This window comes from Kribbella sp. NPDC050459, from assembly GCF_040655315.1.
GTDB lineage: Bacteria > Actinomycetota > Actinomycetes > Propionibacteriales > Kribbellaceae > Kribbella.
In genome coordinates this window covers 44,017-69,234 of the sequence record NZ_JBFAJQ010000012.1, presented here as the reverse complement: position 1 = coordinate 69,234, position 25,218 = coordinate 44,017, and the positions used below count along the sequence as shown (strand labels likewise).

Genomic DNA, 25,218 nt, shown 5'->3' with positions numbered 1-25,218 from the left:
CCGTCCGTCCACGGCTCGTCGCCGGTCAGAGTCCGAAGACCCTCCGGCCCGGCCGAAGGTCACGGCAGGCCGGAGGGCAGGAGGCCCGTCCTGACCCGTTCCGGCGGGTCACGACGGATCGCACCCCCTGCCCTCCGGGGCCGTCGTCCGGCGTCAATGCAGGCGGACGCGCGGGTCCAGTACGGCGTACGCGATGTCCACCAGGAGGTTGGCGACCACCACCGCGGCCGAGGCGAACAGGACGATGCCGATGATCACCGGCAGGTCCTGCTGGTTGATGGCGACGACCGCGGTCTGCCCCAGTCCCGGCAGGCTGAACACGGTCTCGATGACGACCACGCCGCCGATCAGTTGCCCGAGATCGATGCCGAACTGCGTGACCACCGGCGTCAGTGCGCTGCGCAGACCGTGCCGGACGACCACCCGGCTCTCCCGGATCCCCTTCGACCGCGCGGTCCGGATGTAGTCCTCACCGAGCACGTCCAGCATCGAGCCGCGGGTCAGCCGGGTATACGTTGCCGCCAGCAACAGGGCGAGCGCGACCCAGGGCAGCAGCAGGTGCTGGAACCAGGGCCCGATCCCGCCGGTGATCGGCGAGTAACCGCCCGCCGGGAACCAGCTGAAGCCGCTGAGCGTGAGCCGGAAGTACAGGAAGTACAGCAGCAGCAGACCGAGCAGGAACGACGGGAACGAGTAGAAGAACAACGAGAACAACGTCAGCCCGCGATCCGCCAGCGAGCGCGGATGGGTTGCCGAGATCACGCCGTTGAAGATGCCCAGAGCCAGCCACAGTACGGCGGCGCCGAGCGCCAGTGACACCGTGATCGGCAGTGCCTGCCCGATGATGTGCGTCACCGGCACCTGGTGGTAGTAGTCGTACCCGAGATTGCCCCGCACCGCGTTGCCGAGGAAGTCCAGGTACTGCTTCCAGACCGGCAGGTCGAGACCGAGCCGGTGCTTGATCAGCGCGATCGTCTCCGGCGTGGCCTGCCGGCCCGCGAGCGTCTGCGCCACGTTGCTCGGAGCAACGAAGAACAGGGCGAACACCGCGATGCTGATCAGCCAGAGGACCAGGATGCCGTGGCCGAGGCGGCGAATCAGGAACATGGCCATGTCAGGTCCGATCTGCGCGCGGGTCGAAGGCGTCCCGGACCCCGTCGCCGAACAGGTTGAAGGCGAGCGTGGTGATCAGCAGCGCCAGACCGGGGAACAGGATGAACCACCAGGCGGTCGTGTAGTAGTTCTGCGACTCGCTGATCATCCCGCCCCAGTCGGCCGTCGGCGGCGGCAGGCCGAGCCCGAGGAACGACAACGTCGCCTGGGTCACGATCACCACCGGGATCAGCAGCGTCGTGTACACGATCACCGGCGCGATCACGTTCGGCAGGATGTCGACGAACATGATCCGGCTGTCGCCGGCGCCGAGCGAGCGGGCCGCTTCGACGAACTCCCGTTCGCGCAGCGACAGCACCTGGCCGCGGACGATCCGGGCGACCGACGCCCAGCTGAAGCAGCCGATCACCAGCACCGTGACGGTCAGACTCGGCCCGGTCACCGACACCAGCGCGATCGCCACCAGCAGGAACGGTACGGACAGCACCACGTCGATCAGCCGGGCCAGGAGCGTGTCGGTGATCCCGCCGAGGAAGCCCGCCGCCAGTCCGAGCACGACGCCGATGACGACCGTGATGACGGTCGCGATCACGCCGACGAGCAGCGAGATCCGGGCGCCGTACGCGATCCGCACCAAGATGTCCCGGCCGAGGTCGTCGGTGCCCAGCCAGAACGTGCCGTTCGGCCCGCGCGGCAGGCCGTCCGGGGTCAGCCCGATGTCGCGGTACTGCTCGTTCGGCGGATGCCCGGTCACGGCCGCGAACACCGGTGCGAAGATCGCCATCAGCACGATCAGCACGATCACGGCGAGCGAGATCATCGCCACCTTGTCCTTGCGCAACCGGCGCAACGCGAGCGCGAACGGGCTCCGCCCCTCGATCACCTGGGGTTCGTCGATGACGTCGACCATCTCGATGGCGGCGGTCACGATGCCCTCAGGTCCGGTACGGCGGTGGACAGGTCCTCGCCCACCGTCAACGGGTAGAAGCACGCGGTGCGGTGCTCGGGCCGGTCGTCCAGGACGGGTTCCAGCACCGGCTCCTCGGCCGCGCAGTCCAGCCGCGCCTTCGGGCAGCGGGTGTGGAACCGGCACCCGGACGGCGGGTTCGTCGCCGACGGGATGTCGCCGCCGAGGATGATCTGCTCGCGGCTGTCGGCGGTGTCCGGGTCTGCGACCGGCAGGGCCGACAGCAACGCCCTGGTGTACGGATGGCGGGTCTGCCCGAACAGCTCGCCGGTCGGCGCCAGCTCGACGATCTTGCCCAGGTACATGACCGCGATCCGGTCGCTCACGTGCCGGACCACCGACAGGTCGTGCGAGATGAACACGTAGGTGAGGTCGAACTCCTGCTGCAGGTCCGACAGCAGGTTGATGATCTGCGCCTGGATCGACACGTCGAGCGCCGACACCGGCTCGTCGCAGATCACCAGCTTCGGTCGCAGCGCCAGCGCCCGCGCGACGCCGATCCGCTGCCGCTGACCGCCGGAGAACTCGGCCGGGAACCTGTTGTAGTGCTCGGGGTTCAGCCCGACCAGCTCCATCAGCTCCTGCACCTTCTTCTTCCGTTCGTTGCCGGAAGCAATGTTGTGGATGCTGAACGGGTCGCCGATGATCGAGCCGACCCGGCGGCGCGGGTTCAGCGAGCCGTACGGGTCCTGGAAGATCACCTGGACGTCGCGGCGCAGCGGCCGCATCGCCTTGCGCGAGAGCTTGGTGATGTCCCTGCCCTCGAACCACACCGAGCCCGACGTCACGTCGTACAGGTGGGCCATGCAGCGGGCCAGCGAGGACTTCCCGCAGCCCGTTTCACCGACCAGACCGAGGGTCTCGCCCTTGCGCACCTCCAGCGAGACACCGGCGACTGCCTGCACCACCTCCTTGGAGGACGTCGGGAACTCCTTCCGGACGTCGTCGACCTTCAGCAGCACTTCGTTCATGACGCGACCGCCTCGTTCACGTTGTGGGGGAGCCAGCAGGCGGACTGGTGACGCGGGTCGCCGCCCACGTCGGTCAGCGGCGGCGGCTCCGCGCATTTGTCGAACACGTGCGGGCAGCGGGCCGCGAACGGGCAGCCCTTCGGCAGGCTGATCAGGCTGGGCGGTGCGCCCGCGATCGGCGTCAGCCGGTCCCCGCTGCGGGCGGGCAGCGACGCCAGCAGGCCCTGCGTGTACGGGTGGTGGTTGCGGTAGAAGATGTCCCGGCGCGGCGCGCGTTCCATCACCGCGCCGGCGTACATCACCACCACGTTGTCGGCCATCTCCGCGACCACGCCGAGGTCGTGGGTGATCAGGATGATCGCCGTACCGAACTGCTCCTGCAGCCGGCGCATCACGTTCAGCACCTGCGCCTGCACGGTCACGTCCAGCGCCGTGGTCGGCTCGTCGGCGATCAGCAGCGCCGGGTCGAGCGCCATCGCCATCGCGATCATCACCCGCTGCCGCATCCCGCCGGAGAACTGGTGCGGGTAGTCGTCGATCCGCTCCGCCGCCCGCGGGATGCCGACCAGGGTGAGTAGTTCGGCGGCCCGTTTCCGGGCCGCCTGCTTGCTGATCTCCAGGTCGTGCGCGCGGATCATCTCCACGATCTGCCAGCCGATCCGGTACTGCGGGTGCAAGCTGGACAGCGGGTCCTGGAAGATCATCCCGATCCGGGCGCCCCGGAGCCGCCGGAGCGTGGCCTGGTCCGCGGTGATCAGGTCGGTGCCGTCGAAGTACGCCGTACCGGAGACGGTCGCGCCGCGGGTGAGGCCGGTGATGGTCTGGGTGGCGACGCTCTTGCCGGACCCGGACTCGCCGACCACGGCGAGCGTCTGCCCGGCTTCCACGTCGAACGACAACCCCCGGACGGCACGGACGGTGCCGTCCGGGGTGTCGAAGGAGACCCGTAGGTCCCTTACTTCAAGCAGGGCCATGAGGTTCAGCCGCCCTGCTTGTCCTTGGAGAGCCAGACGTTGGTCGGGTCGTAGTTCTGCATCGACGGGACGTAGACGGCGTTGTGGACCTGCGCGGCGTGGTAGTTCGCCTGCTTGCCGTTGGTGAGCGGGTAGAAGGCCGCCTGGTCCATCACCCGGGCGTCGGCCTTGGCCCACAGGTCGGCGGCCTGGTCCTGGGTCTCCGCGGTCGCCGCCTGCTGGATCAGGCTGTTGGTCTCCGGGTCGTTGTAGAGCCCGAAGTTGGAGCCCACCGGCGGGTACGACGGCGGACCGGAGAACAGCGGGTTGAAGAACGACAGCGCCGCGTTCCCGTACCAGTCGGCGCCCCAGCCGGCCAGTGAGACGTCCCAGACACCGCGCCGCGCGACATCCGGCACCTGCAGGTACTTCACGTAGAAGTCAGCGTTCGGCGACGGTACGCCGACCACCGTGATACCGGCCTTGGTCAGGTCCTGCTGGACCGTCTGGAAGGTCTTGCTGCTGCCCTCGGTCGCGTTGCGGTACAGGAACTTCAGCGTGAGGTGCGGGTAGCCGGCCTCGGCGAGCAGTTGCTTGGCTTTGTCCGGGTTGTACTGGTACGGGTCGATCTGCTTCGAGCCGACGATGACGTCGGGCAGCACGTGGGTCAGCGGCGGGTTCAGCGTCTTGCCGCCGAGCACCTGCAGGATGTGGTCGCGGTTGATCGCGTAGCTGATCGCCTGCCGCACCTTCGGGTTCTGCAGCGCCTTGTTGTTGTTCGGCGAGACCGTGTTGTAGATGACGTACGGGTTCGAGCCCGCGGTGTCGCCGATGGTCAGGTTCGGGTCCTTCTTGGCCTGCAGCGCGGGCAGCTGGGACGGCGGCGGCGCGACGTCGAACTCCATGTCGGCCGACGGCGTACCGGTCTGCAGCTGCTGCTGGACCGAGTCCTGCGTGACGGTTTCGTTCACCACGATCTTGTCGACGTACGCCTTGCGGACCGGGTCGGACGCCGCGTCCCAGGCGGGGTTGCGGGAGTACGTGATCGACTTGGTCGGCACCCACGCGTCGACCTTGTACGGGCCGTCGGACGGGAAGTGGTTGCCGAGCTCGGTGCTGGCCGGAAGGTAGTTGAGCGACTCGACCGGCGCCGGCGAGAAGGCCGGCAGGGTGAGCATGTCGACGAAGTACGTCGCGCGCTGGGTCAGGTGGAAGACGACCGTGGACGCGTCCTTGGCCTCGACGCCCGGCAGCGGGGTCTTGTCGATGTACTCCTTGATCCCCGCGACCGTCTTCGGCGCCTTCGCGAACCCGTCGGCGAACGCCTTGTACCCGACGATCAGCGTGGCGAAGTCCGGGATCCCGCCGAACGGCTGCTGCGGGTTGGCGGTGCGCTTCACGCCCAGGACCATGTCCGCCGCGGTCACCGGGCGGGCCGGCGAGGTGTTCCACTTCGCCCCGGGGCGGATCTTGATCGTGTACGTCTTGCCGTCCGCGCTGATTCCGCCGTTCGCCTGGGTCGGGATGTCGGTGGCCAGATCGGCGACCGGCGCGGTGTTCTTGCCGTTCGGATCGGCCGGGTAGGTGAACAGCTGACGGCTCCACATCCGCAGGTTCAGGTACCCGACGGAGTAGTAGCTGACGTTGGGGTCCATGTAGTCGACGTCGCCCGCCCCGAGCATGTTCAGGGTGCCGCCGTTGACCGGTGTGCCGGCGGATCCGCCTCCGGATCCGGACGCCGTTCCGCCGCCGTTGCTGCAGGCGGCGAGCGCGATCAGGCTCGCCGCGGCGGCAAGGGATGCTGCCGCCAGCCGTCTTCTGGCCATTGGTCCTCCTCCGGGACTCGATAGCGCCGAAGCTAGGCCGCCCGGACCCGCCCGGATCCGGGGTCACGCAACCGTCATGAGGACGTCAACCGGGCCCGGCGCGAACATGACGGATTCATGACAGCCGTAATCGGCGTCCGGCCCGGTGGTGAGCGACACTGGTCGCGTGGCACACAGCTTGCTGCTGGTCGACGACGAACCGCGGATCCGGCGGGTCCTGCGGCTCGCCCTGGAGGACGAGGGGTACCAGGTCGCTGAGGCGGCCAACGGGTACGACGCTCTGGCCGCCCTGCGCCGGGAACCTCCGGACGTGGTGTTGCTGGATCTGATGCTGCCGGACCGCGACGGGTTCACGGTGTGCCGGGAGATCCGGCGCGCCAGCGACGTACCGGTGATCATGGTGACCGCGCGGACCGACAGTCACGACGTGGTCGCCGGGCTGGAGGCGGGCGCCGACGACTACGTGACGAAACCGCTCGTCGCGAAGGAGCTGTCGGCCCGGATCCGGGCGCTGCTGCGCCGGGTCGAGCCGGCCAACGCGCGGCAGGCCGACCTGCTCGAGATCGGTGACCTACGGATCGACGTACCGGGCGCCGAGGTGACGCGGGACGGCGCGGTGCTGCCGCTGACCCGGACCGAGTTCAAGCTGCTCGCCGAGCTCGCCGGCGCCGAGGGCAAGGTGCTCAGCCGCGAGCAGCTCCTCTCGAAGGTCTGGGGCTACGGGTACTTCGGGGACAGCCGGATCGTCGACGTCCACATCCGGCGGCTGCGCCTGAAGATCGAGCGCGACCCGGCCAGCCCGAAGCACCTCGTCACCGCCCGCGGTCTGGGCTACCGACTGGTGAGCTGACCTTGCTGGGACGGTTCAGCCTGCGGGGGCGCGTGATGCTGGCGTACGGGCTGCTGGCGCTCGGTCTGTCGACTGTGCTGTCGGTAGTGACCTGGAGCGTGGTCTCGGACTACCTCGTCCAGCAGCGGGAGGCGGCGGCCGAGACGATCACCGTCGACAACGCGGCGGCGTTGCGGTACGGGCTGTTCGGCCCGCCCGAGCCGTGCCGGCCCAGCCACGAGCGGGTCGAGTGCGACAGCCCGACGCTGCAGAAGGGCGTTTCGGTGACGGAGCTGATGAACAGCTTGCCGGCCACCGACGCGGCGGCGTCGATGCTGTACCTCGAGGACCATTGGTACTCGCTGACCGGGAAGCCGTCCGACCTGCCGCCGGACATGATCCAGGACGCGATCGGCGGCAACGTCGTGCAGCGCCGGATCGACGTGGGCGGCCAGCCGGTGCTCGCGGTCGGCGTACCGATCGGGCGGCAGGGCGACGCGTTCTTCGAGTGGCATCCGCTGAACAGCCTGGACGCGACGCTGCAGCGGATGAAGATCACGCTGATCGCGGCGGCGATCGCGACCGCCCTGCTCGGGCTCGCGGTCGGGCGGCTGGCCAGCACGCTCGCCCTGCGGCCGCTGGCGGAGCTGACCCGGGTCGCGGACCATGTCGCGCGCGGCAAGCTGGATGCGCGGTTGCAGGCCGAGAACGACAAGGACCTGGGCGGCCTGGCGCGGTCGTTCAACCAGACCGCGGCGGCCCTGGAACGCCGGGTGGCGGCCGACGCCCGGTTCGCCGGCGACGTGAGCCACGAGCTGCGGACACCGTTGATGACGATGCTCAACTCGATGCAGCTGATCCAGAACCACCGGGCCGAGCTGCCGGCCGCCGTCCGGGAGCCGGTGGAACTGCTCGGCGACGACCTGGACCGGTTCCGGCGGCTGGTGATCGACCTGCTGGAGATCTCCCGCGACGACGGGGGCGACCGGGGGAGCCGTGAGATCGTGCGGATCGCGGACCTGGTCCGGGCCGCGGCCGACGCGGCCGCCGGACGCGAGGTGACGGACGTCGAGCCGGAGGCCGAGGGACTGACCCTGCAGGCCGACAAACGCCGGCTGGAGCGCGTGATCGCGAACCTGGTCGAGAACGCCGAGGACCACGCGGGCGGCTGCAAGGGCGTCGGGGTCGCGGCGGGCGGGCTGGGGGTCGTCATCACCGTCGACGACGCCGGGCCGGGGATCGCCGTGGAGGACCGGACCCGGATCTTCGAGCGGTTCGGTCGCGGCGAGATGTCGAGCCGCGGCCGCGGCGTGGGACTCGGCCTGGCGATCGTCGCCCGGCACGTCGAGTGGCACCACGGCACCATCCAGGTCACCGACCGTCCGGGCGGCGGTGCCCGCTTCGTCGTCGAGCTGCCCGCGAAAATCAGCTGACGGTTCTTGCCCGCCCCGGTTACCGTGGGCGCATGGCTACTTGCCTCTGTGTCTAGCTGGCGCACCCGCTTCTGCAGGTGAGGTGCGTCCACTAGCTAACACGGAGAGTAACCATCATGATCACCGTTCGCGGTGTAGATATTCGGGTCGGTGCACAGGTGCTGCTGGCCGAGCTGTCGTTCACTGTCGGCGCGGGCGACCGCGTCGGACTCGTCGGCCGCAACGGCGCCGGCAAGACCACGCTGATGAGGACGCTGGCCGGCGAGGCCCGTCCGGCAACGGGACAGATCGCCGTGACCGGGTCGATCGGCTACCTGCCGCAGGACCCGCGCGCGGCCGATCCCGCCATCACCGTCACGGCACGCATCCTGTCCGCGCGCGGCCTGGACGTAGCGGTCCGGGAGCTCCGCGCGGGCGAGGCTGCGATGAGTACGGCGACCGGCGCGGCCCAGGAGCGGGCGATGGCGGCGTACGCGCGTGCCGAAGCGGCGTTCCAGGCCGGCGGCGGATACGCGGCCGAGGCCGAAGCGGCCCGGCTGGCGGCCGGCGTCGGTCTGCCCAACCGTGCCCTCGAGCAGCCGATCGGTGAGCTGTCGGGCGGTCAGCGCCGTCGTGTCGAGCTGGCGCGGATCCTGTTCGCGCAGCACGACGTACTGCTGCTCGACGAGCCGACCAACCACCTCGACGCCGACTCGGTGCTGTGGCTGCGGCAGTTCCTGCTGGCCTACCCGGGCGGCCTGATCGTCATCAGCCACGACCGTGAGTTGCTCAAGGCAACGGTCAACCGGGTCTTCCACCTGGACCCGCAGCGGCTGACGGTCGACATCCACAACACCGGCTGGACGAAGTACCTCGAGCAGCTGGACGTGGACGAGCGGCGACGGCAGCGCGAGCGTGCGGTCGCCGAGCGCAAGGCCGCGGTCCTGCACGCCCAGGCGGCGAAGATGCAGGCCGGTGCGAACACGGCGGTCGCGGCGCGGAACATGGCCCGCCGCGCGGACAAGCTGCTCGGCGGCCTCGAACCGGTACGCCGGGCCGCACGGGTCGCCAAGATCCGTCTCCCGGCCCCGGCGCCGTCGGGCCGGACGCCGTTGTCCGCGGTCGGCCTGAAGAAGTCGTACGGCGCCCTGCAGGTCCTGGACGGTGTGGATCTGGCCGTGGACCGGGGGAGCCGGGTCGTCATCCTCGGGCTGAACGGTGCGGGCAAGACCACGCTGCTCCGGCTCCTCGCGGGCCGCGAGCAGCCGGACGCCGGCCGCGTCGTACCAGGTCACGGGCTGCGGCTCGGGTACTTCGCGCAAGAGCACGACACGCTGGACCTGGCCGGCACCGTCCGGCAGAACCTGGCGACGGTCGCGCCCGGGCTGACCGACGGCGAGGTGCGGAACGTGCTCGGCTCGTTCCTGTTCAGCGGTGACGACGTGGACAAGCCGGCCGGCGTCCTGTCCGGTGGCGAGAAGACCCGGCTGGCCCTGGCCGGCCTGGTCCATTCCAGCGCGAACGTGCTGCTGCTGGACGAGCCGACGAACAACCTCGACCCGGCCTCCCGGGACGAGGTCCTCGGCGCGGTCGGCAGCTACCCGGGCGCGATCGTGATGGTCACCCACGACGAGGGCGCGATCGAGGCCCTCCGCCCCGACCGCGTCCTGATCCTCCCCGACGCCACCGAGGACCTCTGGTCCGACGACTACCTCGACCTGGTGTCGCTGGCCTGATCACCGTCCGGGCCCGCCGCGAGCGGGCCCGGACGGTCCTGAACGGACCTTCGTCGGGTCGGACGCGGGACGTTCGTCCCTGACCGGTGCGTGGTGAGGCTCCAAGGCTGGAAGGAACGAACCCTCGTTCCCGCCCCCCGCCCGTGAGGAGGACCACCATGCTGAAACGCCGGGCCGGTCGGCCGTCGGGTACCGAGCAAACCACGAGCGACGTCATCGTGTCTGCCACCGCCGTACGGAAGACGTACGACACCGGGCAGGTCCGGGTCGCCGCGCTCCAGGGCATCGACCTGGAGTTGCGGCGCGGCGAGATGGCCGCCGTGATGGGCCCGAGCGGTTGCGGCAAGACCACCCTGCTGAATTGCCTGTCCGGGCTGGACGAGATCGACGGCGGCCGGATCCTGATCGAAGGCGTCGATCTCACCGAACTGCCGGACCGGGCGCGTACCCGGTACCGGGCCGAGCGGATGGGGTTCGTCTTCCAGTTCTACAACCTGATGCCGGTGTTGTCGGCGGTGGAGAACGTCGAACTGTCGCTGCTGCTCGCCGGGCGGGCGCCGAAGGCCGCCCGCGAGCGCGCGATCGAAGCGCTCGAGCTGGTCGGCCTGGCCGACCGCGCCACGCACGTCCCGGACGAACTGTCGGGTGGCGAGCGGCAGCGGGTCACCATCGCCCGGGCCCTCGTCAACGAGCCCGCGATCGTCTGGGCCGACGAACCGACCGGCGACCTGGACAGCGAGTCGGCGGAGGACATCACGGCGCTGATGCGGCGGCTGAACCGGGAGCGGGGCCTGACCTTCCTGATCGTGACCCACGACATCGCCGTCGGCCGGCGGACCGACCGGATCATCAGGATGCTCGACGGCCGGGTGGTCGACGAGCAGGTCGTGAACGCACCGCGGAAGGAGCCCAGTCATGTTCACGCGACTCACGTTGGTTGAGATCGACACCCTCCGGATCGACACCGCGTCGGCGGTCGAGCGGTACCGGACCGAGGTGCTGCCGGAGCTGCACGAGCAGCCCGGGTACGCGGGCGTGCTGGTGATGGCCACGCCGGAGGGCCTGGGCGCGATCGTCAGTTTCTGGGAGACGTCCGAGGCGGCTGACGCGGCCGGCACGCAAGGTTTCTATGCCGAGATCCTGGAGCGCTACACGACGATCTTCCGGTCTCCGCCGGGACGTGAGCGCTACCAGATCGCGCTGGCCGAGCTGCCGTCCATGGAAGCCGCCGCCCCCGCCGCGAACTGAGGGGGTGCCGGCCATGACCGAGCTGTTCGGAATTCCGGTCAGGGCACTGGCCGTCGTACTGGGCCTGCTGGTGGTCGTCACGCTGGCCGTGGTGGCCGCACTGGCGGTGCGGAACCGGGTGCTGTTCAAACTGGGTGTCCGCAACATGGCCCGGCGCCGCGGCCGGACCGCCATCATCGTCGGCGGCCTGATGCTCGGGACGATGATCATCGCCTCGGCCCTCGGCTTCGGCGACATCATCTCGCACACGGTCCGGACGTCGGTGATCACGACGTACGGCCAGACCGACGAGATCATCTCGGCACGCTCCACCGACGAACCGGACATCGCGACGCTCGGCCGGGGCGCGGGCGCGCGCTTCCTGTCCGCGACCGAGGCGGCTCGCGTGGTCGCCGCCGCCCGGCAGGTGCCTGCCGTCGACGCGGTCGCGCCGGCGATCAGCGAGTCGATCGCCGTCCAGAACTCCCGCAGCCGCACGAGCGAGCCGAGCGTGACGCTGTTCGCGACCGACCCGGCGTCGCCGTTCGCGCGGATCCGCACGACCTCGGGTGCGAGCGTGCGGCTGGACGAGCTCGCGGCCGGACAGGTCTACCTGAACGCCGCAGCGGCGGACGACCTCTCGGCGGCGGCCGGCGACGAGCTCGTGGTGTTCGCGGGCGGCCGTCAGCAGCGGCTGACCGTCGCCCGGGTGGTCGACCACGACGGCGCCGGCACCGACGGCGGCGCCTTGCTGATGCCGTTGCGATCGGCGCAGCAGCTGCTCGGCGTCGGTTCCGCGGTCCAGCAGGTCGTGGTGTCGAACGCCGGCGACGAGGTCGGCGGCGCGGATCGCACCGACGAGGTCGTCACCGCGCTGCGGCCCACGACGTCCGCACTCGGTCTGTTCGTCGACCCGGTGAAGCGCGACGGACTCGACCAGGCCGACGAGCAGGGCGCGAGTTTCCTGTCGATGTTCTCGACGATGGGCACGTTCACCGTCTCGGCCGGCGTACTGCTGATCTTCCTGGTCTTCGTCATGCTCGCCGCGGAGCGCCGCGGTGAGATGGGCACGGCGCGGGCGATCGGCACCCAGCGCCGCCAGCTGGTGCAGATGTTCGTGTTCGAGGGCGTCGCGTACGACGTCCTGGCCGCCGTCGTCGGGGCCGTGCTGGGTCTCGCCCTGTCGGTGGGCATGGTCCGGGCGATCGCCGGCGCGCTGTCAGGCCCTGGCATGGTGACGATCCGGTACCGCCTGACGCCAACCAGTCTGATCGTCTCGTTCGCGCTCGGGGTGCTGCTCACGCTCGCGGTGGTGCTGATCGCTTCCTGGCGGGTCAGCCGGCTCAACATCGTCACCGCGGTCCGCAACCTCCCGCAGCCGCCGCGGCGTCGCCGGCGGAGGTCCTGGGGTGTCCACATCGCCTGGACGCTCCTGCTCGGCGCCGCGTTCATCGCGCTGGCCTACCGCGGCAAGAGCGCGGAGCTGCTGCTCGCCGGCGGCACCCTGGTGATCTTCGCCCTGGTCCCGCTGATCCGCCTGCTCGGCGGCAGCGAACGGCTGACGTACACCGTCGCGGGTCTTGGCGTCCTGGTGTGGAACCTGCTGCCGTTCTGGGTCTACGAGAAACTCGTGCCGGGACTGCGGATGGGGTTCTCGGTGTTCGTCCTGGCCGGGCTGCTGCTGGTGGCCGGCGCGACCATGGTCGTCGTCTACAACGCGACCGCCGTGCAGTCCGCGCTGATGTGGGCGTTCGGCCGGTCCCGGCACGCCGCACCGGTGGTCCGGACGGCGATCGCCCAGCCGCTGCGAACCCGGTTCCGCACCGGCGCGACGATCGGGCTGTTCATGCTGGTCGTGTTCACGCTGGTCGTCGGATCGGCCACGTCCGGCTCGTTCGTGGCGGCGTACAACGACGAGGAGACGTTCGGCGGCGGGTACGACGTCACCGCGCAGACCTCACCGCTCACCCCGATCACGGACATGAACCAGGCGCTGGCCACCGCGCCGGGGATCGACCGGTCCGCCATCACCGCGGTCGCCGGCCAGTCGTACCTGCCCGTGCAGGCCCGTCAGACCGGGCAGAGCGGGTTCCCCGGCTACGTTCTCAGGGGACTCGACGACGAGTTCACCCGGTCCACCACGTACGGTTTCGCGATCCGGGCCGCGGGATACGGCTCCGATCGTGCGGTCTGGGACGCGGTGGCTGCCAACCCCGGCCTCGCCGTTGTGGACGCGTACTCCGTGCCGCGCCTGGACAACTTCGGTACGCCGAAGGTGTCGGACTTCGGGCTGACGGGATTCCACCTCGAGGACGCCAGCTTCCGGCCCGTGCCGATCGAGGTCCGGGACATCCAGTCCGGCAAGACCCTGCGGCTCACGGTCATCGGTGTCCTGGCCGACACCGTGCCGCTCGCCATGGTCGGCATCTCGACGGCGCAGCGGACCGTGGCGCCGCTGGGCGCGGCGGCGGCACCGAGCGTCTGGTACTTCCGGACCGCTCCGGGCGCCGATCCCGAGGTCGTGGCGCAGCAGCTGGAGTCGGCGTTCCTGGACAACGGGATGCAGGCCACGGCGCAGCGTGAGGCGCAGCGGGACGCGGTCGGCGCGAGCCTGACCTTCCAGTACCTGATCCTGGGATTCCTGGGGCTCGGGCTGGTGATCGGCGTCGCCGCGCTGGGCGTGATCAGCGCCCGCTCGGTGGTCGAACGGCGCCAGCAGATCGGCGTACTGCGGGCGATCGGTTTCCAGGCCCGAATGGTTCAGATGACGTTCCTGGTCGAGTCGCTGTTCATCACGCTGACCGGAGTGGTCGTCGGGGCCGTGCTCGGGCTGGTGGTCGCGGCCAACGTCATCTCCGACGCCGCCGACCAGCCGGGGATGGAGAACCTGACACTGAAACCGCCGTGGACGGCGCTCGGGATCATCCTCGTCGTCGTGGTGATCTCGACGATCCTGACCACCTGGCTGCCCAGTGTGAAGGCCTCCCGCACCTATCCGGCGGCCGCGCTTCGCTACGAGTGAGCGATGGCGGGTCCCGACCCTGGGCCGGTGTTGCCGGGCCGGGGGTCGGTGCTCTACCGTGAATATATGAAGAGTTCTGCAGATGTGCAGCCGGATGCCTGCAGTGTGCGGCTCGTCGACCCGGAGCGGGTGGCGAGTGTCAATGCCAGGATGCCGGGCGAACAGGACATCGTCGACACGGCCGACGTGTTCGGGCTGCTCGGCGATCCGCGGCGGCTGAAGCTGCTCGTCGCGTTGCTCGACGGGGAGCTGTGTGTCTGCGATCTCGCCGCGATCACCGGCCTGAGCGAGTCGGCGACGTCGCACGCGCTCCGGCTGCTCCGGGCGCACCGCGTGGTCGCCGTCCGGCGCGACGGGCGGAACGCCTTCTACCGGCTCGACGACGCCCACGTGCGGATGCTGCTGGACCTCGCGGTCGCGCACACCGAGCACACCGACGCCATCCACCCCGAGAGGTCGGAAGCATGAGCGCCGGACACGGACACGGACATGGGCGCGGGGCCGGCGCGCAGGCCGACAAGAAGCTGCTCGGCGGTGCGCTCGCGCTGATCGTCGGCTTCATGATCGCCGAGGTGATCGTCGGCGTCGCGGCCGGCTCGCTGGCCCTCGTCACCGACGCCGCGCACATGCTCACCGACGCGATCGCCATCGCCCTGGCACTGCTGGCGATCCGGCTGGCCGCCAAACCGCCGGCCGGCGGCTTCACGTACGGCTTCAAGCGGGTCGAGATCCTGTCCGCCCAGGCGAACGGCATCACGCTGCTGCTGCTCGCGGTCTACTTCGTGTACGAGGCCGTCAGCCGGCTGATCCACCCGCCCGAGGTGAAGGGTGCGCTGGTCCTGATCACCGGCGTCGCCGGCATCGTGGTGAACCTGTTCGCCACCTGGCTGATCAGCAAGGCGAACCGCTCCAGCCTGAACGTCGAGGGCGCGTTCCAGCACATCCTCAACGACCTCTTCGCGTTCGTCGCGACCGCGATCGCCGGTCTCGTCGTCCTGCTCACCGGGTTCGCCCGGGCGGACGCGATCGCGGCGTTCGTGGTCGCCGTGCTGATGCTGAAGGCCGGCGTCTCCCTGGTCCGGGACTCGGGCCGGATCTTCCTCGAGGCCGCGCCGGCCGCGATCGACCCGCAGGCGCTCGGCGCCGAGCTGTGCGCGGTGCCGGGTGTGGTCGAGGTGCACGACCTGCACGTCTGGGAGATCACCTCCGGCGAGCCGGCCGCGTCCGCGCACATCTTGGTTGCCGAGGGCCTCGACTGCCACCAGATCCGGGTCCGGATCGAGCAGTTGCTTGCCGAGCGCCACCAGCTGACGCACTCCACGCTCCAGGTCGACCACGCCGGCGCGGAGGCGCCGGAGCACTGCAGCGACGCGCACGGCGCGGTGCACCGCGCGGTCACAGGCGCTGGACCAGCACCTGACCCGGCCAATCCACATCATTGACCCGCGGTACGGCGAACGCGGTGTCGCGCGTGAAGCCCTGCTGCTCGTAGTACCGGACCAGCGCGCCGTCCCCGCCGGCGAAGCAGTCCACCCGCAGCAGCCGCACGCCTGCTTCGCGGGCGAGGCCGCGCGCGTGGTCGAGCAGGGTCCCGCCGAGGTTCTGCCCGGCGGACGCGCGATCGGTCACGAGCAGCCGCACGTACAGCTCCGGCTCGGTGGCCGGCGGCACGTAGTCGAGCGCGGCGCCGACGGCCAGCGCGCCGACCACCCGGTGGTCCGCCGTACCGACCCAGAGGCCGCCGTCGTCGGCGAAGCCGGTGATCTGCTCGACCCGCCGCGGGCTCGTCGAGTGCGGCGCCGTACCCCACTGGTCGGTCCGGCCGCGCGCGACCAGCCATTCGGTCGCTTCGTCGAGGAGCACCAGCACGGCCGGTACGTCGTCCCGCCCGGCCCGGCGGATCGTCATCTGCACGCTGCCCAGAATAAGTTGGCCGCGGATGTCGAAACCGCGTCCGCAGTCTCTACCCAGGGGTGTAGAGAGGAGCTCACGATGAGCAAGAAGACCGGAAAGCTGGACAAGACCTTCACCGCGCCGCTGCTGAAGAGCGACGCCAAGGGCGGCTGGACCTACGTGCAGATGCCGGACTCGGCCGCGTACTTCGGGACGCGCGGACTGGTCAAGGTGCGCGGCACGATGGACGGCCACCCGTTCGAGAGTTCGTTCATGGCGCTCGGTGACGGTACGCACAAACTGCCCGTCAGGGGCGAGCTGCGAACTCTGCTCGGCAAGCAGCCCGGAGACGAGATCACCGTTCATTTGGAGGAGCGTCTCGGTTGAGAGTCACCGTCGTTTGATCTGAGATCACTGTCACAACCGGTCATGTCCTGAGTAAGGACTCTGTGAAGAATCAGTGCTGACCGGCTGCGCGGGTGGGTCGATCGTGGGCCGGACCGTACCGTCGAACCTGGGTGGTCCGACGAAGGCAGGAGTGAACGAGGTGCAACGGGGCTCATGGGGCATGCCGTCGGCATGCCCGCGATCAGCGGAGCCGGTCTCACCGTGATTTCGCTGAACAAGATTCTCGGCGTGGCCGGCCTGGTGCTGCTGGTCGGCGGCGCGCTGCTCGGATTCCGGTCGGTGTCGGCGAGCGGGGCCGACTGCGGTTCGGCCTTCCGGCCGGCCGGCGGGATCACGCCGATGGCCTGCGACAACGCGCTCAGCGGCGCCAGCACGCTGACCACGGTCGTGATCAGCGCCGGCGTGCTCTGCCTGATCGGCGCCGTCGCGATCAAGGTCGTCCACGACCGCGCGCAGGAGAAGGTCAGCGCCTGAAACCAGGTGCGAACCCGCCCCCGGTGCGTCAAGGTGCCGGGGTGACGATCGAACCGTTCCGGCTGGACGTGCCGGACAGCGAGTTGGACGACCTGCGGCAACGACTCGACCTGGTGCGCTGGCCGTCGGAGCTTCCGGGCGCCGGCTGGTCGCGCGGCGTACCACTGGAGTATCTGCGGGACCTGGCCGGCTACTGGCGGGACGGGTACGACTGGCGGGCCGCTGAGGCGCGGCTGAACGAGTGGCCGCAGTACGCCACCGTCATCGACGGGGCGCTCGTACACTTCGCGCATCTCCGCTCGTCGTCCCCCGACGCGATCCCGCTCGTGGTGACCCACGGCTGGCCGGGCTCCATCGTCGAGTTCACCTCCGTCGCACCGTTGCTGAGCGACTTCCACCTGATCCTCCCGACCATCCCGGGCTTCACGCTGTCCGGCCCGACCCGCGAGCCCGGGTGGGAGTTCACACGGGTCGCGCGCGCGTGGACCGAGCTGATGACGCGGCTCGGATACCAGCGGTACGGCGTCCAGGGCGGCGACTGGGGCGCGGCGATCTCCCGCGAGGTCGGGCGGATCGATCCGGAACGGGTGCTCGGCGTACACCTCAACCTGATCCCCGGCGCGGGCGCGACGTCCGAGCCGACGCCGGCGGAGCTCGCGCCGCTGGACGCCGCCGAGCGCGAGCGCACGTGGGCGTCGTGGCGGCGGCAGCAGGCGTTCGCGTCCGAGCAGCAGGGGTACGCCGACCTGCAATCCACCCGGCCGCAGACGCTGGCGTACGCGCTGACCGATTCGCCGATCGGGCAGCTGGCCTGGGTCGCGGAGAAGTTCGCGACCTGGTCGGACGTCCCGATCGACCGGGATCTGCTGCTCACCAACGTGATGCTCTACTGGCTGACCAGGACGGCGGGCTCGGCCGGAGCGATCTACTACGAGCGCGCGCATGCGGCGTACTGGGGTCAACCGCCCGAGCCGTCCCGGACCCCGACCGCGCTGCTCGACCTCGCCCACGAGAACTTCATCCCGCTCCGGCACAAGGTCGCCGGCACCGACAACGTCGTCCGCTGGACCAGCCATCCGCGGGGCGGCCACTTCGCCGCGCTCGAGGTGCCCGAGCTGCTGGCCGCCGACGTCCGCGCCTTCTTCAGGGCTTGAGCCTGCCGTCGGTCCGATCGGGTGGGAGAACTATCGTGACCGCATGAGTTTTACCGGGTTTCCGGCTGCGGCGCTGGACTTCTACGACGATCTCGAGATGGACAACACCAAGACCTTCTGGACGGAGCACAAGCACGTCTACGAGGAGTCGGTCCGGGCGCCGATGGCCGCGCTGCTGGCCGAGCTCGAGGAGGAGTTCGGTACGGCGAAACTCTTCCGCCCGTACCGTGACGTCCGCTTCGCCAAGGACAAGACGCCGTACAAGACCCACCAGGGCGCCTTCATCGACGTCGCGCCGTCCACCGGGTGGTACGTGCAGGTCTCCGCACCCGGCGTCCGGGTCGCGGCCGGCTTCTACGAGGCGTCGTCGGAGCGCCTGGCCCGGGTCCGCACCGCCATCGACGACGACCGCCGCGGGAAGCAGCTGGAGAAGCTGCTCGCCCAACTGACGAAGGCCGGCTGGACGGTCGGCGGCGACAAGCTCAAGACCAGCCCTCGCGGCTACGACCCTGAGCACCCCCGGATCGATCTGCTCCGGCACAAGTCCCTGACGGTCGGCAAGAGCTACGGCTTCGAACCTGTCATCCACACCGCCGACCTGGTTGCCCAGGTCCGGTCCGACTGGCGAGCCACCAAACCCCTGATCACCTGGCTGACCGACAACACCTGACAGGTACCAGTAGTAGGGCGAGCTGGTACTGCAAATGAGGATGATTGGACAGAGACGAAGAAAGGACAAAGAAAGAAGAGATTTGGAGTGGTGGTTGGCTTCGGCGCGGCGATCACCGCACGAGACTGCGGCTGAGGAGGCCCGCTGCCGGTCGTCAGCTCATAGGTCGTCCCGCCAGCGGCGAAAGGTGTCGTTGAGGCGTTGCCAAAGTCGCGCCCACCATTGACGGCGCCGCTGGCCTTTCACGAGTCCGCGGCATCGAAAAGAGCCGGATCGTTCGTCTCCCGCAACGAGACGAAGCGGCGGCTCATCGCCACTTCGTAGGCGGTCGCCGATTCGGGATCGGAGACGTAGTCGGCGATCAGGTGCTCGCCGAACCACACGCGCACGCGTCGGTCGGTCGGGAGTGGCAGCTGGGTCGCGGTCATCGGTCGCTCAGGTTCCGCGCGATGTCGCAAATCATCAGGATCGCGACGACAGTCGTGCCGAGGACAAGCGCCCACATTGCGGGGTTCATCGCAATCCTCCTCGTTTCGTTCGTGCCGAAGCGTTGACATGACACGACCGTACGGAGCGTGATGAGCCTTGTACCATACGAATCTGGGTACTGATCAGGCCGCAGATCTCTGACGAATGGCTGGCAGACTGATCGATTCGCTCGTACTGCGTACCTTGTCGGGCTTTGAAACGAGAGGTTGTGGATAATGCCGAGACCAGCCGGACCGCCGACCGTGCGACTGCGTCGGCTCGCGGCCGAGCTCACCGCGCTCCGCGCCGACGCCCGTTTGACCCGCGAGCAGGTCGAGGAACAGACCGGCGTCAACCAGGGAACGCTCTGGCGCATCGAGAAGGGCCAGGCGAAGCCGCACAACGGCACGCTGGAGACTCTGTTCGATTTGTACGGCGTTGACGACGCGCGCCGCGCCAGCCTCATCGAATTGGCCCGTGATGCGAAATCACCCGGCTGGCTTCGTCAGTACCCGCACTACTCCGACGCGATCTCGGACGGCTACGCGGCCTACATCAGCTTCGAGTCCGAGGCGAAGTCCGTGAACAACTACGAGACATCGTTCATCCCCGGTCTTCTGCAGACCGAAGACTATGCCCGGACAGTCATGCTCGACGGCTTCGGTGCCGATACCGAGACCGTGGAGCGTCGCGTACAGGTTCGCATGGAGCGACAGCGCATCTTGTCCCCTGAACGCGCCGGGCGCGATCCGCTGGAGTTCTGGGCCGTGGTTGACGAGGCGGTGCTCCGGCGGGAGGTCGGAGGTCGTGGGGTTATGCGTGCGCAGCTCGATCGCATACAGGAGATGAGCGACTTGCCCAATGTCACGGTGCAGGTAATTCCGTTCGACCGTGGGGCCTATCGGGGGATGGACAATTCGTTCAGTCGCCTCAGATTTGGAGCCACGGCTCCTGACATCGTGCACGTAGAGGGCCTTGCCGGCGACCTCTTCCTCGAGCTGGAGGCCGAGGTCGACCGCTTCAGTTTGGTGTTCGACCATCTACGCGCGACGGCGCTGAGCCCGCGTGACTCGAGAGCACTGCTCGCGGCCTCGATGGCTGACTGACCGGCCGCTGGTCCACAACCTCGCATTTCGGTAGACGCCAGGTACCCCGGAACGCGGAAACGGTCCGCGGGGGGATCGATCCGACTCCCGGGAGCCCTTCTCAGCGGCGCAGATTCACATGGTGCGCGAGCGGTCCGGGTTCGTACGGTCGTTCTATGGCGATCGCAAAGACGAGTCTGGCGTTCTGGCCCGGTAAGTGGCCGGATCCGCGGACCGACGTACGACGCGTCCTCTACTGCTATGTGTGCGAGCGCCTCGTCCGGAGGCTCCGCGACCTGGTTGAGATCCAGGAGGCCGCGTCCCGGATTGCGATCGATCGTGGTTACTGCCTCGGGCCACTCTTTGTCGAAGAGGACGACTCAGGCGTCGCGATGGAGGCGCTTCTGCATGCGGCGGCGTCGAACGCCGGTGGAGCGGTGGTAGCAGTCCCGCATCGGGGTCACTTCGTACCACTTGGCCGGCCTGACGAGTGGCATCAGTTCCTCGAGCAGATGACTGGCCACTCGCTCGTCTTCATCCGCTACATCCCATAGACAGCGGGGCGGGCATGCCGGTCCCTGTCGCCCGTGCCCGTCCCGCTCTCCACATTTCGTACGACAGGCTCACCATCTCGCAAGCCTCTACCAGGCGTCCGTGAGGTTGACCTTCGCGCTGATGCCGAACGGGCCTTCGCGCGTGGGACAGTGCTGGTCGGCCGGGAAAGGAGAGCTGGACCATTGTGGTGGACGTCCACGGCCGTACTTCCGTGATGCTTCCTGGCGAAGACGACCGGGGCACGGTCAGCTTTCGAACTCCTTCTTGATCCTGCCGAGGATGTCTCGGGTTTTGTTCGGGGGTGGGGCTGCTACGCAGAGGGCTTCCATGGTGGCGGTGTACTGGTCCAGGTCTTCCAGCTTGTCCAAGTACAGGGCGCTGCTGAGGTGCTCGATGTAGACCATGTCCGGGAGGTCCTGCTCCGGGAACCGCAGGATGCTGTACGCGCCGCCGGTGGCCGCGTGGCCGCCGACGGCGAAGGGCATCACCTGAAGCGTGACGTTCGGGTACTGCGACGCGTCGATCAAGTGGTCGAGCTGCTGGATCATCGTCTTCACGCCGCCGATCGGGCGGCGGAGGACCGCCTCGTCGACGACTGCCCAGATCCGCACCGGGTCCGGGCGGGTCAGGACGCTCTGCCGGCCGGTGCGCAGCGCGACCCGGCGCTCGACCTCCTCGGCCGGGATCAGCCCGCGGCCGAGCTGGATGACCGCGCGGATGTAGTCGGGGGTCTGCAGCAGACCCGGGACGAACTGCAGCTCGTAGACACGGATCAGCTGCGCCGCGGCCTCGAGGTCCAGGTAGGAGTGGAACCAGCTCGGCAGCACGTCGCCGTACCGGTGCCACCAGCCGGGGTTGTTCGCCTCCCGGGTGAGCGCGAGGAGGCGCTCACGCTCTTCCTCGTCGTCGACGCCGTAGAGAGTAAGAAGGTCGCGAACGTCGCGCTCCTTCAGGCCGACACGGCCCAGCTCCATCCGGCTGACCTTGGACTCCGACGACCGGATCTCCCACCCCGCGTCGGACCTGCTGATCCCTGCTGCCATTCGCATCCGGCGTAGATGCCCGCCGAGAATGATGCGCAGCGCGGTCGGTCCGCTCTGCGCGCCCGACTCGGTCACACCCACCTCCCAGCGGCCCCAGCGGTCTCCATCGGCAACCTCACCCGCAGACGCACATCATCGCACGCCGGAGCGCTGATCTGCCGAAGTTCTTACAAAAGAGCGGCGATTCCGGATCGGCGATCACGGAGCGTCAGCCTAGCCGATGAGCGGTTCGGCTGTTTTGTCAGTACATACTAGCGGCCCGACGCGCCGTCGAACACCGTTCGGCGACGCCCGATCCTGCCTCGTTGAGGCGCGAACAGGCCCAATCTGGTCTCGAAATGGAAAACGTGCGGATGCACGTGCATCGGGCGCTTGCATTCGTCGCGTGCCGACGCCATGATTGCTTCATGCACAGAAGGTGAGCTGGATCTCGCGAAAAGTGACATCACGTGAACCGGCAGGCCGGTCCTACAGAGCGCCGACGGCCCCCCGTTGGCATGACTGGTTGGGGAACCCGAGTCGATGAACGACAACGACAGTGAAGTTGTGGCGCAGACCGCCGCGATGGCCGGCAGCCGTGCGCCCGAGGAGCTGACGGAGCGGGAGATCCAGGACCTGGTCGCGCGTTGCCCCGAGCAACAGCGCTGGGCCTTCGAGGGCTGGTTGCGCGGTGTCCGCCACCTCGACGGCGACCCGATCGTGAGCCTGGCCCCATGACCACCGACAGAGCAGCAGGAGGACGGAAGATGGTGCGGATCTGGCTGGGTGATCACCTGATCGCCGAGTACGTCGCCGAGCCGGACCGCGCGTCGCGGTACCAGCGGGTGATGACGCCGAAGTTCACCGGATTGCGAATCACCGTTGACAATGCGGCGACCGGGAAGGCCTCCGAGTTGCCGAGCGAGCAGCTCTGGCCGCTCACCGTTCAGTAAGTCCGTACCCGCCCCTCGGGCACACCAGGACCGACTCTCGCCGGAGAGTCGGTCCTGGCGTTTTGTGTGCGTCGTCACGCCACCGCGCGGGGCCCTGACCGGGCCCGCGGAACTCCGGGCACAGGAAAGGGCCCCTTCGTCACTCGCCTGGCGAAGGGGCCCTTGCTTCTGTGCTGCCCTGTACTTCTCTGTACTGCTCTTGTGCTGCTCAGTGGTGCCGGGTCCTGCTCAGATCAGGTAGCCGAACTCGCCATCCTGAACGCCGCCGAGGAACGCCTCGATCTCTGCCTTTGTGAACACCAGCGCCGGGCCGTCGGTGAAGCGCGAGTTGCGCACCGCCACACCGCCGTCCGGGAGCTTCGCTACCTCGACGCAGTTGCCCGACGGGCCGCTGCGCTGGCTCTTGCGCCAGATCAGCTCGCTGTTCGAGTCACCCGGCATGCCGTTATAGATCGCAGTCATCAGCTGCACCTTCCGTACGTCCTTGGCATATGCACGTGCATTTGGCCTTGCATTTGCATCGTACACGGTTTGGGTCCACGTGTCCGCTCCCTTACGTCCTGTGATCGCGCAGGCGTGAAACGAGCGTTCGATCACCGATTCGGTCGCCAATGGTGACTGTTTGGACCCGCCGCACCTGGGTACGACTCTGTTTGCAGGCATGACCGTGGTTCAGCGAAGTGCCACGCCGTGACGACAGTCGCGAGGTCATACCAATGGTCATCAACACCATCGAGCGGGAATCCACCCGCAGCGGAGCGCCCACGGATCGGGCCGCCCGCGAAGCAGCTACCCGGGAACTGATGGAACGGCGAGCTGCCAGCACCGACGAGGTCGAGCGTCAGGAGATTCTCGAACAGGTCGTCGAGCTCAACCTCGAAATGGCCAAGGGCATCGCGCGCCGCTTTCGCGGCCGGGGCGCCGAGGCCGACGACCTGGAGCAGGTCGCGTATCTCGGGCTGGTGAAAGCCGCCCACCACTACCGGCTGGAGGCCGAGACCCCGTTCATCGGGTTCGCGATCCCCACCATCCGCGGCGAGGTCAAGCGGTACTTCCGCGACTGCGCCTGGACGGTGCGGATCCCACGCCGGCTGCAAGAGATGCAAGGCACGATCGCGACCAAGCTGCCGGAGCTGGAGCAGCAGCTGAACCGCGAACCCACCCCGGCCGAACTGGCCGATCACCTCGAGGTCGAGGTCACCGAGGTCGAGCAGGCGCTCGCGGCGCGCGGGTGCTTCAACGTCCTCTCGCTGGACCGGCCGGCCGAGGCCGACGCCGAGCTCACGCTCGCCGACGTGGTCGCCGACGACGAGGACGCGAGCATCGACCAGCTGGAAACGGTCGAGATGCTGCAGCCGGTACTCGCCGATCTCGGCGAACGGGACCGCCGCATCCTGCAGCTGCGGTTCGTCGAGGGCTGGACGCAGTCCGAGATCGGCGAGGACATCGGCGTCAGCCAGATGCAGGTCTCGCGGGTCCTTCGCCGGATCCTCGACGACCTCCGCAAGAAGCTGACTCCGCTCCAGGCCGCCGCCTAGCCGTCGGTCGCGGGTCCGCAGTACAACAACTCGAGGTTCCGCCGGTCCGTCGTCGACGAAAACTGCGACGGATCGGCGTCACCTCTCCTTCGTCCACACCTCGCCGGCGACTCGCTGGGCGCTGAGTCTCACCGACGGTGCCGGGTACCTGCACAATGGGTGGAAGACGAGGGGATGAGTCGTTGCGGTTGGCTTTGCGGATGTTCAGGACCGTGCCCGCGGACGCGGTCGCGGTGCTGCGCGCGTATCCGCCGATGGTGGTGTGCTTCGCGGCCGCACTGACCGGCACCGCGCTGGTGTTCGACGTCTTCTACCTGGTCGCGAGCCCGGGACTGACGCTCGCACTTGTCTATACAGTGCCGGTGCTGGCCGGATTGATCGCCGGACTGGTCGCGGCGGCCGACGACGTCGGGCTGGAGCGACGCATAGTGCTCCGTACCGTCGGCGTGGCCGTTGCCTTCGGCATCACCAACGCGATCGTCGTCGCGATGATCGCGGCGATGGCCCGGACCGACCCGTCGAACTGGGCGGCCGGCGGCCAGGCGGTGCTGTTCGCCGGGTGCACGGTGTTCGCGGTCGCGCTCTCGATCGTTGCCTGCCGCAAGCTGATCGATGTGCTCGGCATCGAGATGAGAACCCGGCTCCCGCATCGCCGCCCGCCCCGCAGCCCGCTCGCCGCGCCCGCGGTCGCCGCCGTCCGGCCGCGGGTGAGCAAGGAGTCGGCCGCCCGCGCCAAGCCGGCCTCGCTGGTCGGGCCGCCCGCGGCCGTCGACGAGGAGGAGACCATCCCGGTCTTCGTCCCGCCGCCGCCGAAGATCGTCGACCTCGACGAGGCCCGCCCGGTCTCCGGCTCCGGCCCCGTCGGATCGCATACTCCGCGCGCCCGCCGTACGACCGTGCGACGCGTCAGCAAACCAGGCCGCCGCCCGGGTACCTAGGTCC

27 protein-coding genes are annotated in these 25,218 nt (G+C 69.0%); 18 read left to right on the top strand and 9 right to left on the bottom strand.

Annotation, left to right across the window (positions count from 1 at the left end; genetic code table 11):
* Positions 1 to 153 precede the first annotated feature (153 nt).
* Genes AB0I12_RS31460 through AB0I12_RS31440 form a run of 5 tightly spaced genes read right to left on the bottom strand, consistent with a single transcriptional unit; the run spans position 154 to position 5,830 of the window.
* On the bottom strand, positions 154 to 1,113 hold the full coding sequence (locus AB0I12_RS31460) for an ABC transporter permease (RefSeq protein ID WP_359936325.1): 960 nt from the start codon (positions 1,111 to 1,113) through the stop codon (positions 154 to 156).
* A 1-nt stretch (position 1,114) separates the two neighbouring features.
* Complete coding sequence (locus tag AB0I12_RS31455) at positions 1,115 to 2,041, bottom strand: ABC transporter permease (protein WP_359936323.1); 927 nt, start codon at positions 2,039 to 2,041, stop codon at positions 1,115 to 1,117.
* Positions 2,038 to 3,051: an oligopeptide/dipeptide ABC transporter ATP-binding protein gene (locus AB0I12_RS31450; protein WP_359936321.1), complete on the bottom strand. Its 1,014-nt coding sequence runs from the start codon at positions 3,049 to 3,051 to the stop codon at positions 2,038 to 2,040. The genes AB0I12_RS31455 and AB0I12_RS31450 overlap by 4 nt, the downstream gene beginning before the upstream one ends.
* Positions 3,048 to 4,025, bottom strand: coding sequence for an ABC transporter ATP-binding protein (locus tag AB0I12_RS31445; protein ID WP_359936319.1), 978 nt, complete (start codon positions 4,023 to 4,025; stop codon positions 3,048 to 3,050). Before AB0I12_RS31445 ends, AB0I12_RS31450 begins: the two co-directional genes overlap by 4 nt.
* Positions 4,026 to 4,030: 5 nt before the next feature.
* Positions 4,031 to 5,830, bottom strand: a complete 1,800-nt coding sequence (locus tag AB0I12_RS31440; RefSeq protein ID WP_359936317.1) for an ABC transporter substrate-binding protein — start codon at positions 5,828 to 5,830, stop codon at positions 4,031 to 4,033.
* A 166-nt stretch (positions 5,831 to 5,996) separates the two neighbouring features.
* Between AB0I12_RS31440 and AB0I12_RS31435 the strand changes: the two genes are divergently transcribed.
* The 8 genes from AB0I12_RS31435 (at position 5,997) to AB0I12_RS31400 (ending at position 15,498) form a co-directional block, all read left to right on the top strand.
* On the top strand, positions 5,997 to 6,680 hold the full coding sequence (locus AB0I12_RS31435) for a response regulator transcription factor (RefSeq protein WP_359936315.1): 684 nt from the start codon (positions 5,997 to 5,999) through the stop codon (positions 6,678 to 6,680).
* A gap of 2 nt (positions 6,681 to 6,682) precedes the next feature.
* Positions 6,683 to 8,092: a HAMP domain-containing sensor histidine kinase gene (locus tag AB0I12_RS31430; protein ID WP_359936314.1), complete on the top strand. Its 1,410-nt coding sequence runs from the start codon at positions 6,683 to 6,685 to the stop codon at positions 8,090 to 8,092.
* 116 nt (positions 8,093 to 8,208) lie between these two features.
* Positions 8,209 to 9,807 carry an ABC-F family ATP-binding cassette domain-containing protein gene (locus tag AB0I12_RS31425; protein WP_359936312.1) on the top strand — a complete coding sequence of 533 codons (1,599 nt, stop codon included), beginning with the start codon at positions 8,209 to 8,211 and terminating at the stop codon, positions 9,805 to 9,807.
* Between the two features lie 158 nt (positions 9,808 to 9,965).
* On the top strand, positions 9,966 to 10,748 hold the full coding sequence (locus tag AB0I12_RS31420; protein WP_359936310.1) for an ABC transporter ATP-binding protein: 783 nt from the start codon (positions 9,966 to 9,968) through the stop codon (positions 10,746 to 10,748).
* Positions 10,723 to 11,055, top strand: a complete 333-nt coding sequence (locus tag AB0I12_RS31415) for a hypothetical protein (protein ID WP_359936308.1) — start codon at positions 10,723 to 10,725, stop codon at positions 11,053 to 11,055. Before AB0I12_RS31420 ends, AB0I12_RS31415 begins: the two co-directional genes overlap by 26 nt.
* A gap of 13 nt (positions 11,056 to 11,068) precedes the next feature.
* The gene (locus AB0I12_RS31410; RefSeq protein WP_359936306.1) at positions 11,069 to 14,056 is read left to right on the top strand and encodes an FtsX-like permease family protein; all 2,988 of its coding nucleotides are present in this window, start codon (positions 11,069 to 11,071) and stop codon (positions 14,054 to 14,056) included.
* Between the two features lie 66 nt (positions 14,057 to 14,122).
* Positions 14,123 to 14,524, top strand: a complete 402-nt coding sequence (locus AB0I12_RS31405) for a metalloregulator ArsR/SmtB family transcription factor (protein WP_359936304.1) — start codon at positions 14,123 to 14,125, stop codon at positions 14,522 to 14,524.
* Positions 14,521 to 15,498: a cation diffusion facilitator family transporter gene (locus AB0I12_RS31400; protein WP_359936302.1), complete on the top strand. Its 978-nt coding sequence runs from the start codon at positions 14,521 to 14,523 to the stop codon at positions 15,496 to 15,498. Before AB0I12_RS31405 ends, AB0I12_RS31400 begins: the two co-directional genes overlap by 4 nt.
* Here the strand turns inward: AB0I12_RS31400 and AB0I12_RS31395 are convergent.
* A complete protein-coding gene (locus AB0I12_RS31395) occupies positions 15,452 to 15,964 on the bottom strand; it encodes a GNAT family N-acetyltransferase (RefSeq protein WP_359936848.1) in 513 nt (170 codons plus the stop codon). The genes AB0I12_RS31400 and AB0I12_RS31395 overlap by 47 nt on opposite strands.
* Positions 15,965 to 16,048: 84 nt before the next feature.
* Between AB0I12_RS31395 and AB0I12_RS31390 the strand changes: the two genes are divergently transcribed.
* The 4 genes from AB0I12_RS31390 to AB0I12_RS31375 all read left to right on the top strand — a co-directional run bounded on the left by AB0I12_RS31390 (position 16,049) and on the right by AB0I12_RS31375 (position 18,655).
* Positions 16,049 to 16,336: a DUF1905 domain-containing protein gene (locus AB0I12_RS31390; protein WP_359936300.1), complete on the top strand. Its 288-nt coding sequence runs from the start codon at positions 16,049 to 16,051 to the stop codon at positions 16,334 to 16,336.
* A gap of 174 nt (positions 16,337 to 16,510) precedes the next feature.
* Positions 16,511 to 16,831, top strand: a complete 321-nt coding sequence (locus tag AB0I12_RS31385; protein WP_355697712.1) for a hypothetical protein — start codon at positions 16,511 to 16,513, stop codon at positions 16,829 to 16,831.
* Between the two features lie 41 nt (positions 16,832 to 16,872).
* Positions 16,873 to 17,985: an epoxide hydrolase gene (locus AB0I12_RS31380; protein ID WP_359936298.1), complete on the top strand. Its 1,113-nt coding sequence runs from the start codon at positions 16,873 to 16,875 to the stop codon at positions 17,983 to 17,985.
* Between the two features lie 43 nt (positions 17,986 to 18,028).
* Positions 18,029 to 18,655 carry a DUF2461 domain-containing protein gene (locus AB0I12_RS31375; protein ID WP_359936296.1) on the top strand — a complete coding sequence of 209 codons (627 nt, stop codon included), beginning with the start codon at positions 18,029 to 18,031 and terminating at the stop codon, positions 18,653 to 18,655.
* A 242-nt stretch (positions 18,656 to 18,897) separates the two neighbouring features.
* Here AB0I12_RS31375 and AB0I12_RS31370 read toward each other — a convergent pair whose 3' ends face one another.
* On the bottom strand, positions 18,898 to 19,212 hold the full coding sequence (locus tag AB0I12_RS31370) for a hypothetical protein (protein WP_359936294.1): 315 nt from the start codon (positions 19,210 to 19,212) through the stop codon (positions 18,898 to 18,900).
* A 174-nt stretch (positions 19,213 to 19,386) separates the two neighbouring features.
* On the opposite strand from AB0I12_RS31370, the gene AB0I12_RS31365 reads away from it, so the two are divergent.
* Together AB0I12_RS31365 and AB0I12_RS31360 are read left to right on the top strand one after the other, a co-directional pair.
* Positions 19,387 to 20,229 (top strand): helix-turn-helix transcriptional regulator, encoded by an 843-nt coding sequence (locus AB0I12_RS31365; protein WP_359936293.1) that lies wholly within the window; start codon positions 19,387 to 19,389, stop codon positions 20,227 to 20,229.
* Between the two features lie 155 nt (positions 20,230 to 20,384).
* A complete protein-coding gene (locus tag AB0I12_RS31360; protein WP_359936291.1) occupies positions 20,385 to 20,762 on the top strand; it encodes a hypothetical protein in 378 nt (125 codons plus the stop codon).
* 246 nt (positions 20,763 to 21,008) lie between these two features.
* On the opposite strand, the gene AB0I12_RS31355 is transcribed toward AB0I12_RS31360, so the two are convergent.
* On the bottom strand, positions 21,009 to 21,881 hold the full coding sequence (locus tag AB0I12_RS31355; RefSeq protein ID WP_359936289.1) for a helix-turn-helix transcriptional regulator: 873 nt from the start codon (positions 21,879 to 21,881) through the stop codon (positions 21,009 to 21,011).
* A 447-nt stretch (positions 21,882 to 22,328) separates the two neighbouring features.
* Here AB0I12_RS31355 and AB0I12_RS31350 point away from each other — a divergent pair, with 447 nt between their 5' ends.
* Both AB0I12_RS31350 and AB0I12_RS31345 read left to right on the top strand, forming a co-directional pair.
* On the top strand, positions 22,329 to 22,523 hold the full coding sequence (locus tag AB0I12_RS31350; RefSeq protein WP_359936287.1) for a hypothetical protein: 195 nt from the start codon (positions 22,329 to 22,331) through the stop codon (positions 22,521 to 22,523).
* Positions 22,520 to 22,738 carry a hypothetical protein gene (locus tag AB0I12_RS31345; RefSeq protein ID WP_355697703.1) on the top strand — a complete coding sequence of 73 codons (219 nt, stop codon included), beginning with the start codon at positions 22,520 to 22,522 and terminating at the stop codon, positions 22,736 to 22,738. Before AB0I12_RS31350 ends, AB0I12_RS31345 begins: the two co-directional genes overlap by 4 nt.
* A gap of 228 nt (positions 22,739 to 22,966) precedes the next feature.
* Here the strand turns inward: AB0I12_RS31345 and AB0I12_RS31340 are convergent, their stop codons facing one another.
* Positions 22,967 to 23,200, bottom strand: a complete 234-nt coding sequence (locus tag AB0I12_RS31340; protein ID WP_359936285.1) for a DUF397 domain-containing protein — start codon at positions 23,198 to 23,200, stop codon at positions 22,967 to 22,969.
* A 254-nt stretch (positions 23,201 to 23,454) separates the two neighbouring features.
* Here AB0I12_RS31340 and AB0I12_RS31335 point away from each other — a divergent pair, with 254 nt between their 5' ends.
* Together AB0I12_RS31335 and AB0I12_RS31330 are read left to right on the top strand one after the other, a co-directional pair.
* Complete coding sequence (locus AB0I12_RS31335) at positions 23,455 to 24,276, top strand: SigB/SigF/SigG family RNA polymerase sigma factor (protein ID WP_359936283.1); 822 nt, start codon at positions 23,455 to 23,457, stop codon at positions 24,274 to 24,276.
* A 200-nt stretch (positions 24,277 to 24,476) separates the two neighbouring features.
* Complete coding sequence (locus tag AB0I12_RS31330; protein ID WP_359936281.1) at positions 24,477 to 25,214, top strand: hypothetical protein; 738 nt, start codon at positions 24,477 to 24,479, stop codon at positions 25,212 to 25,214.
* The last annotated feature ends 4 nt before the right edge of the window (positions 25,215 to 25,218 follow it).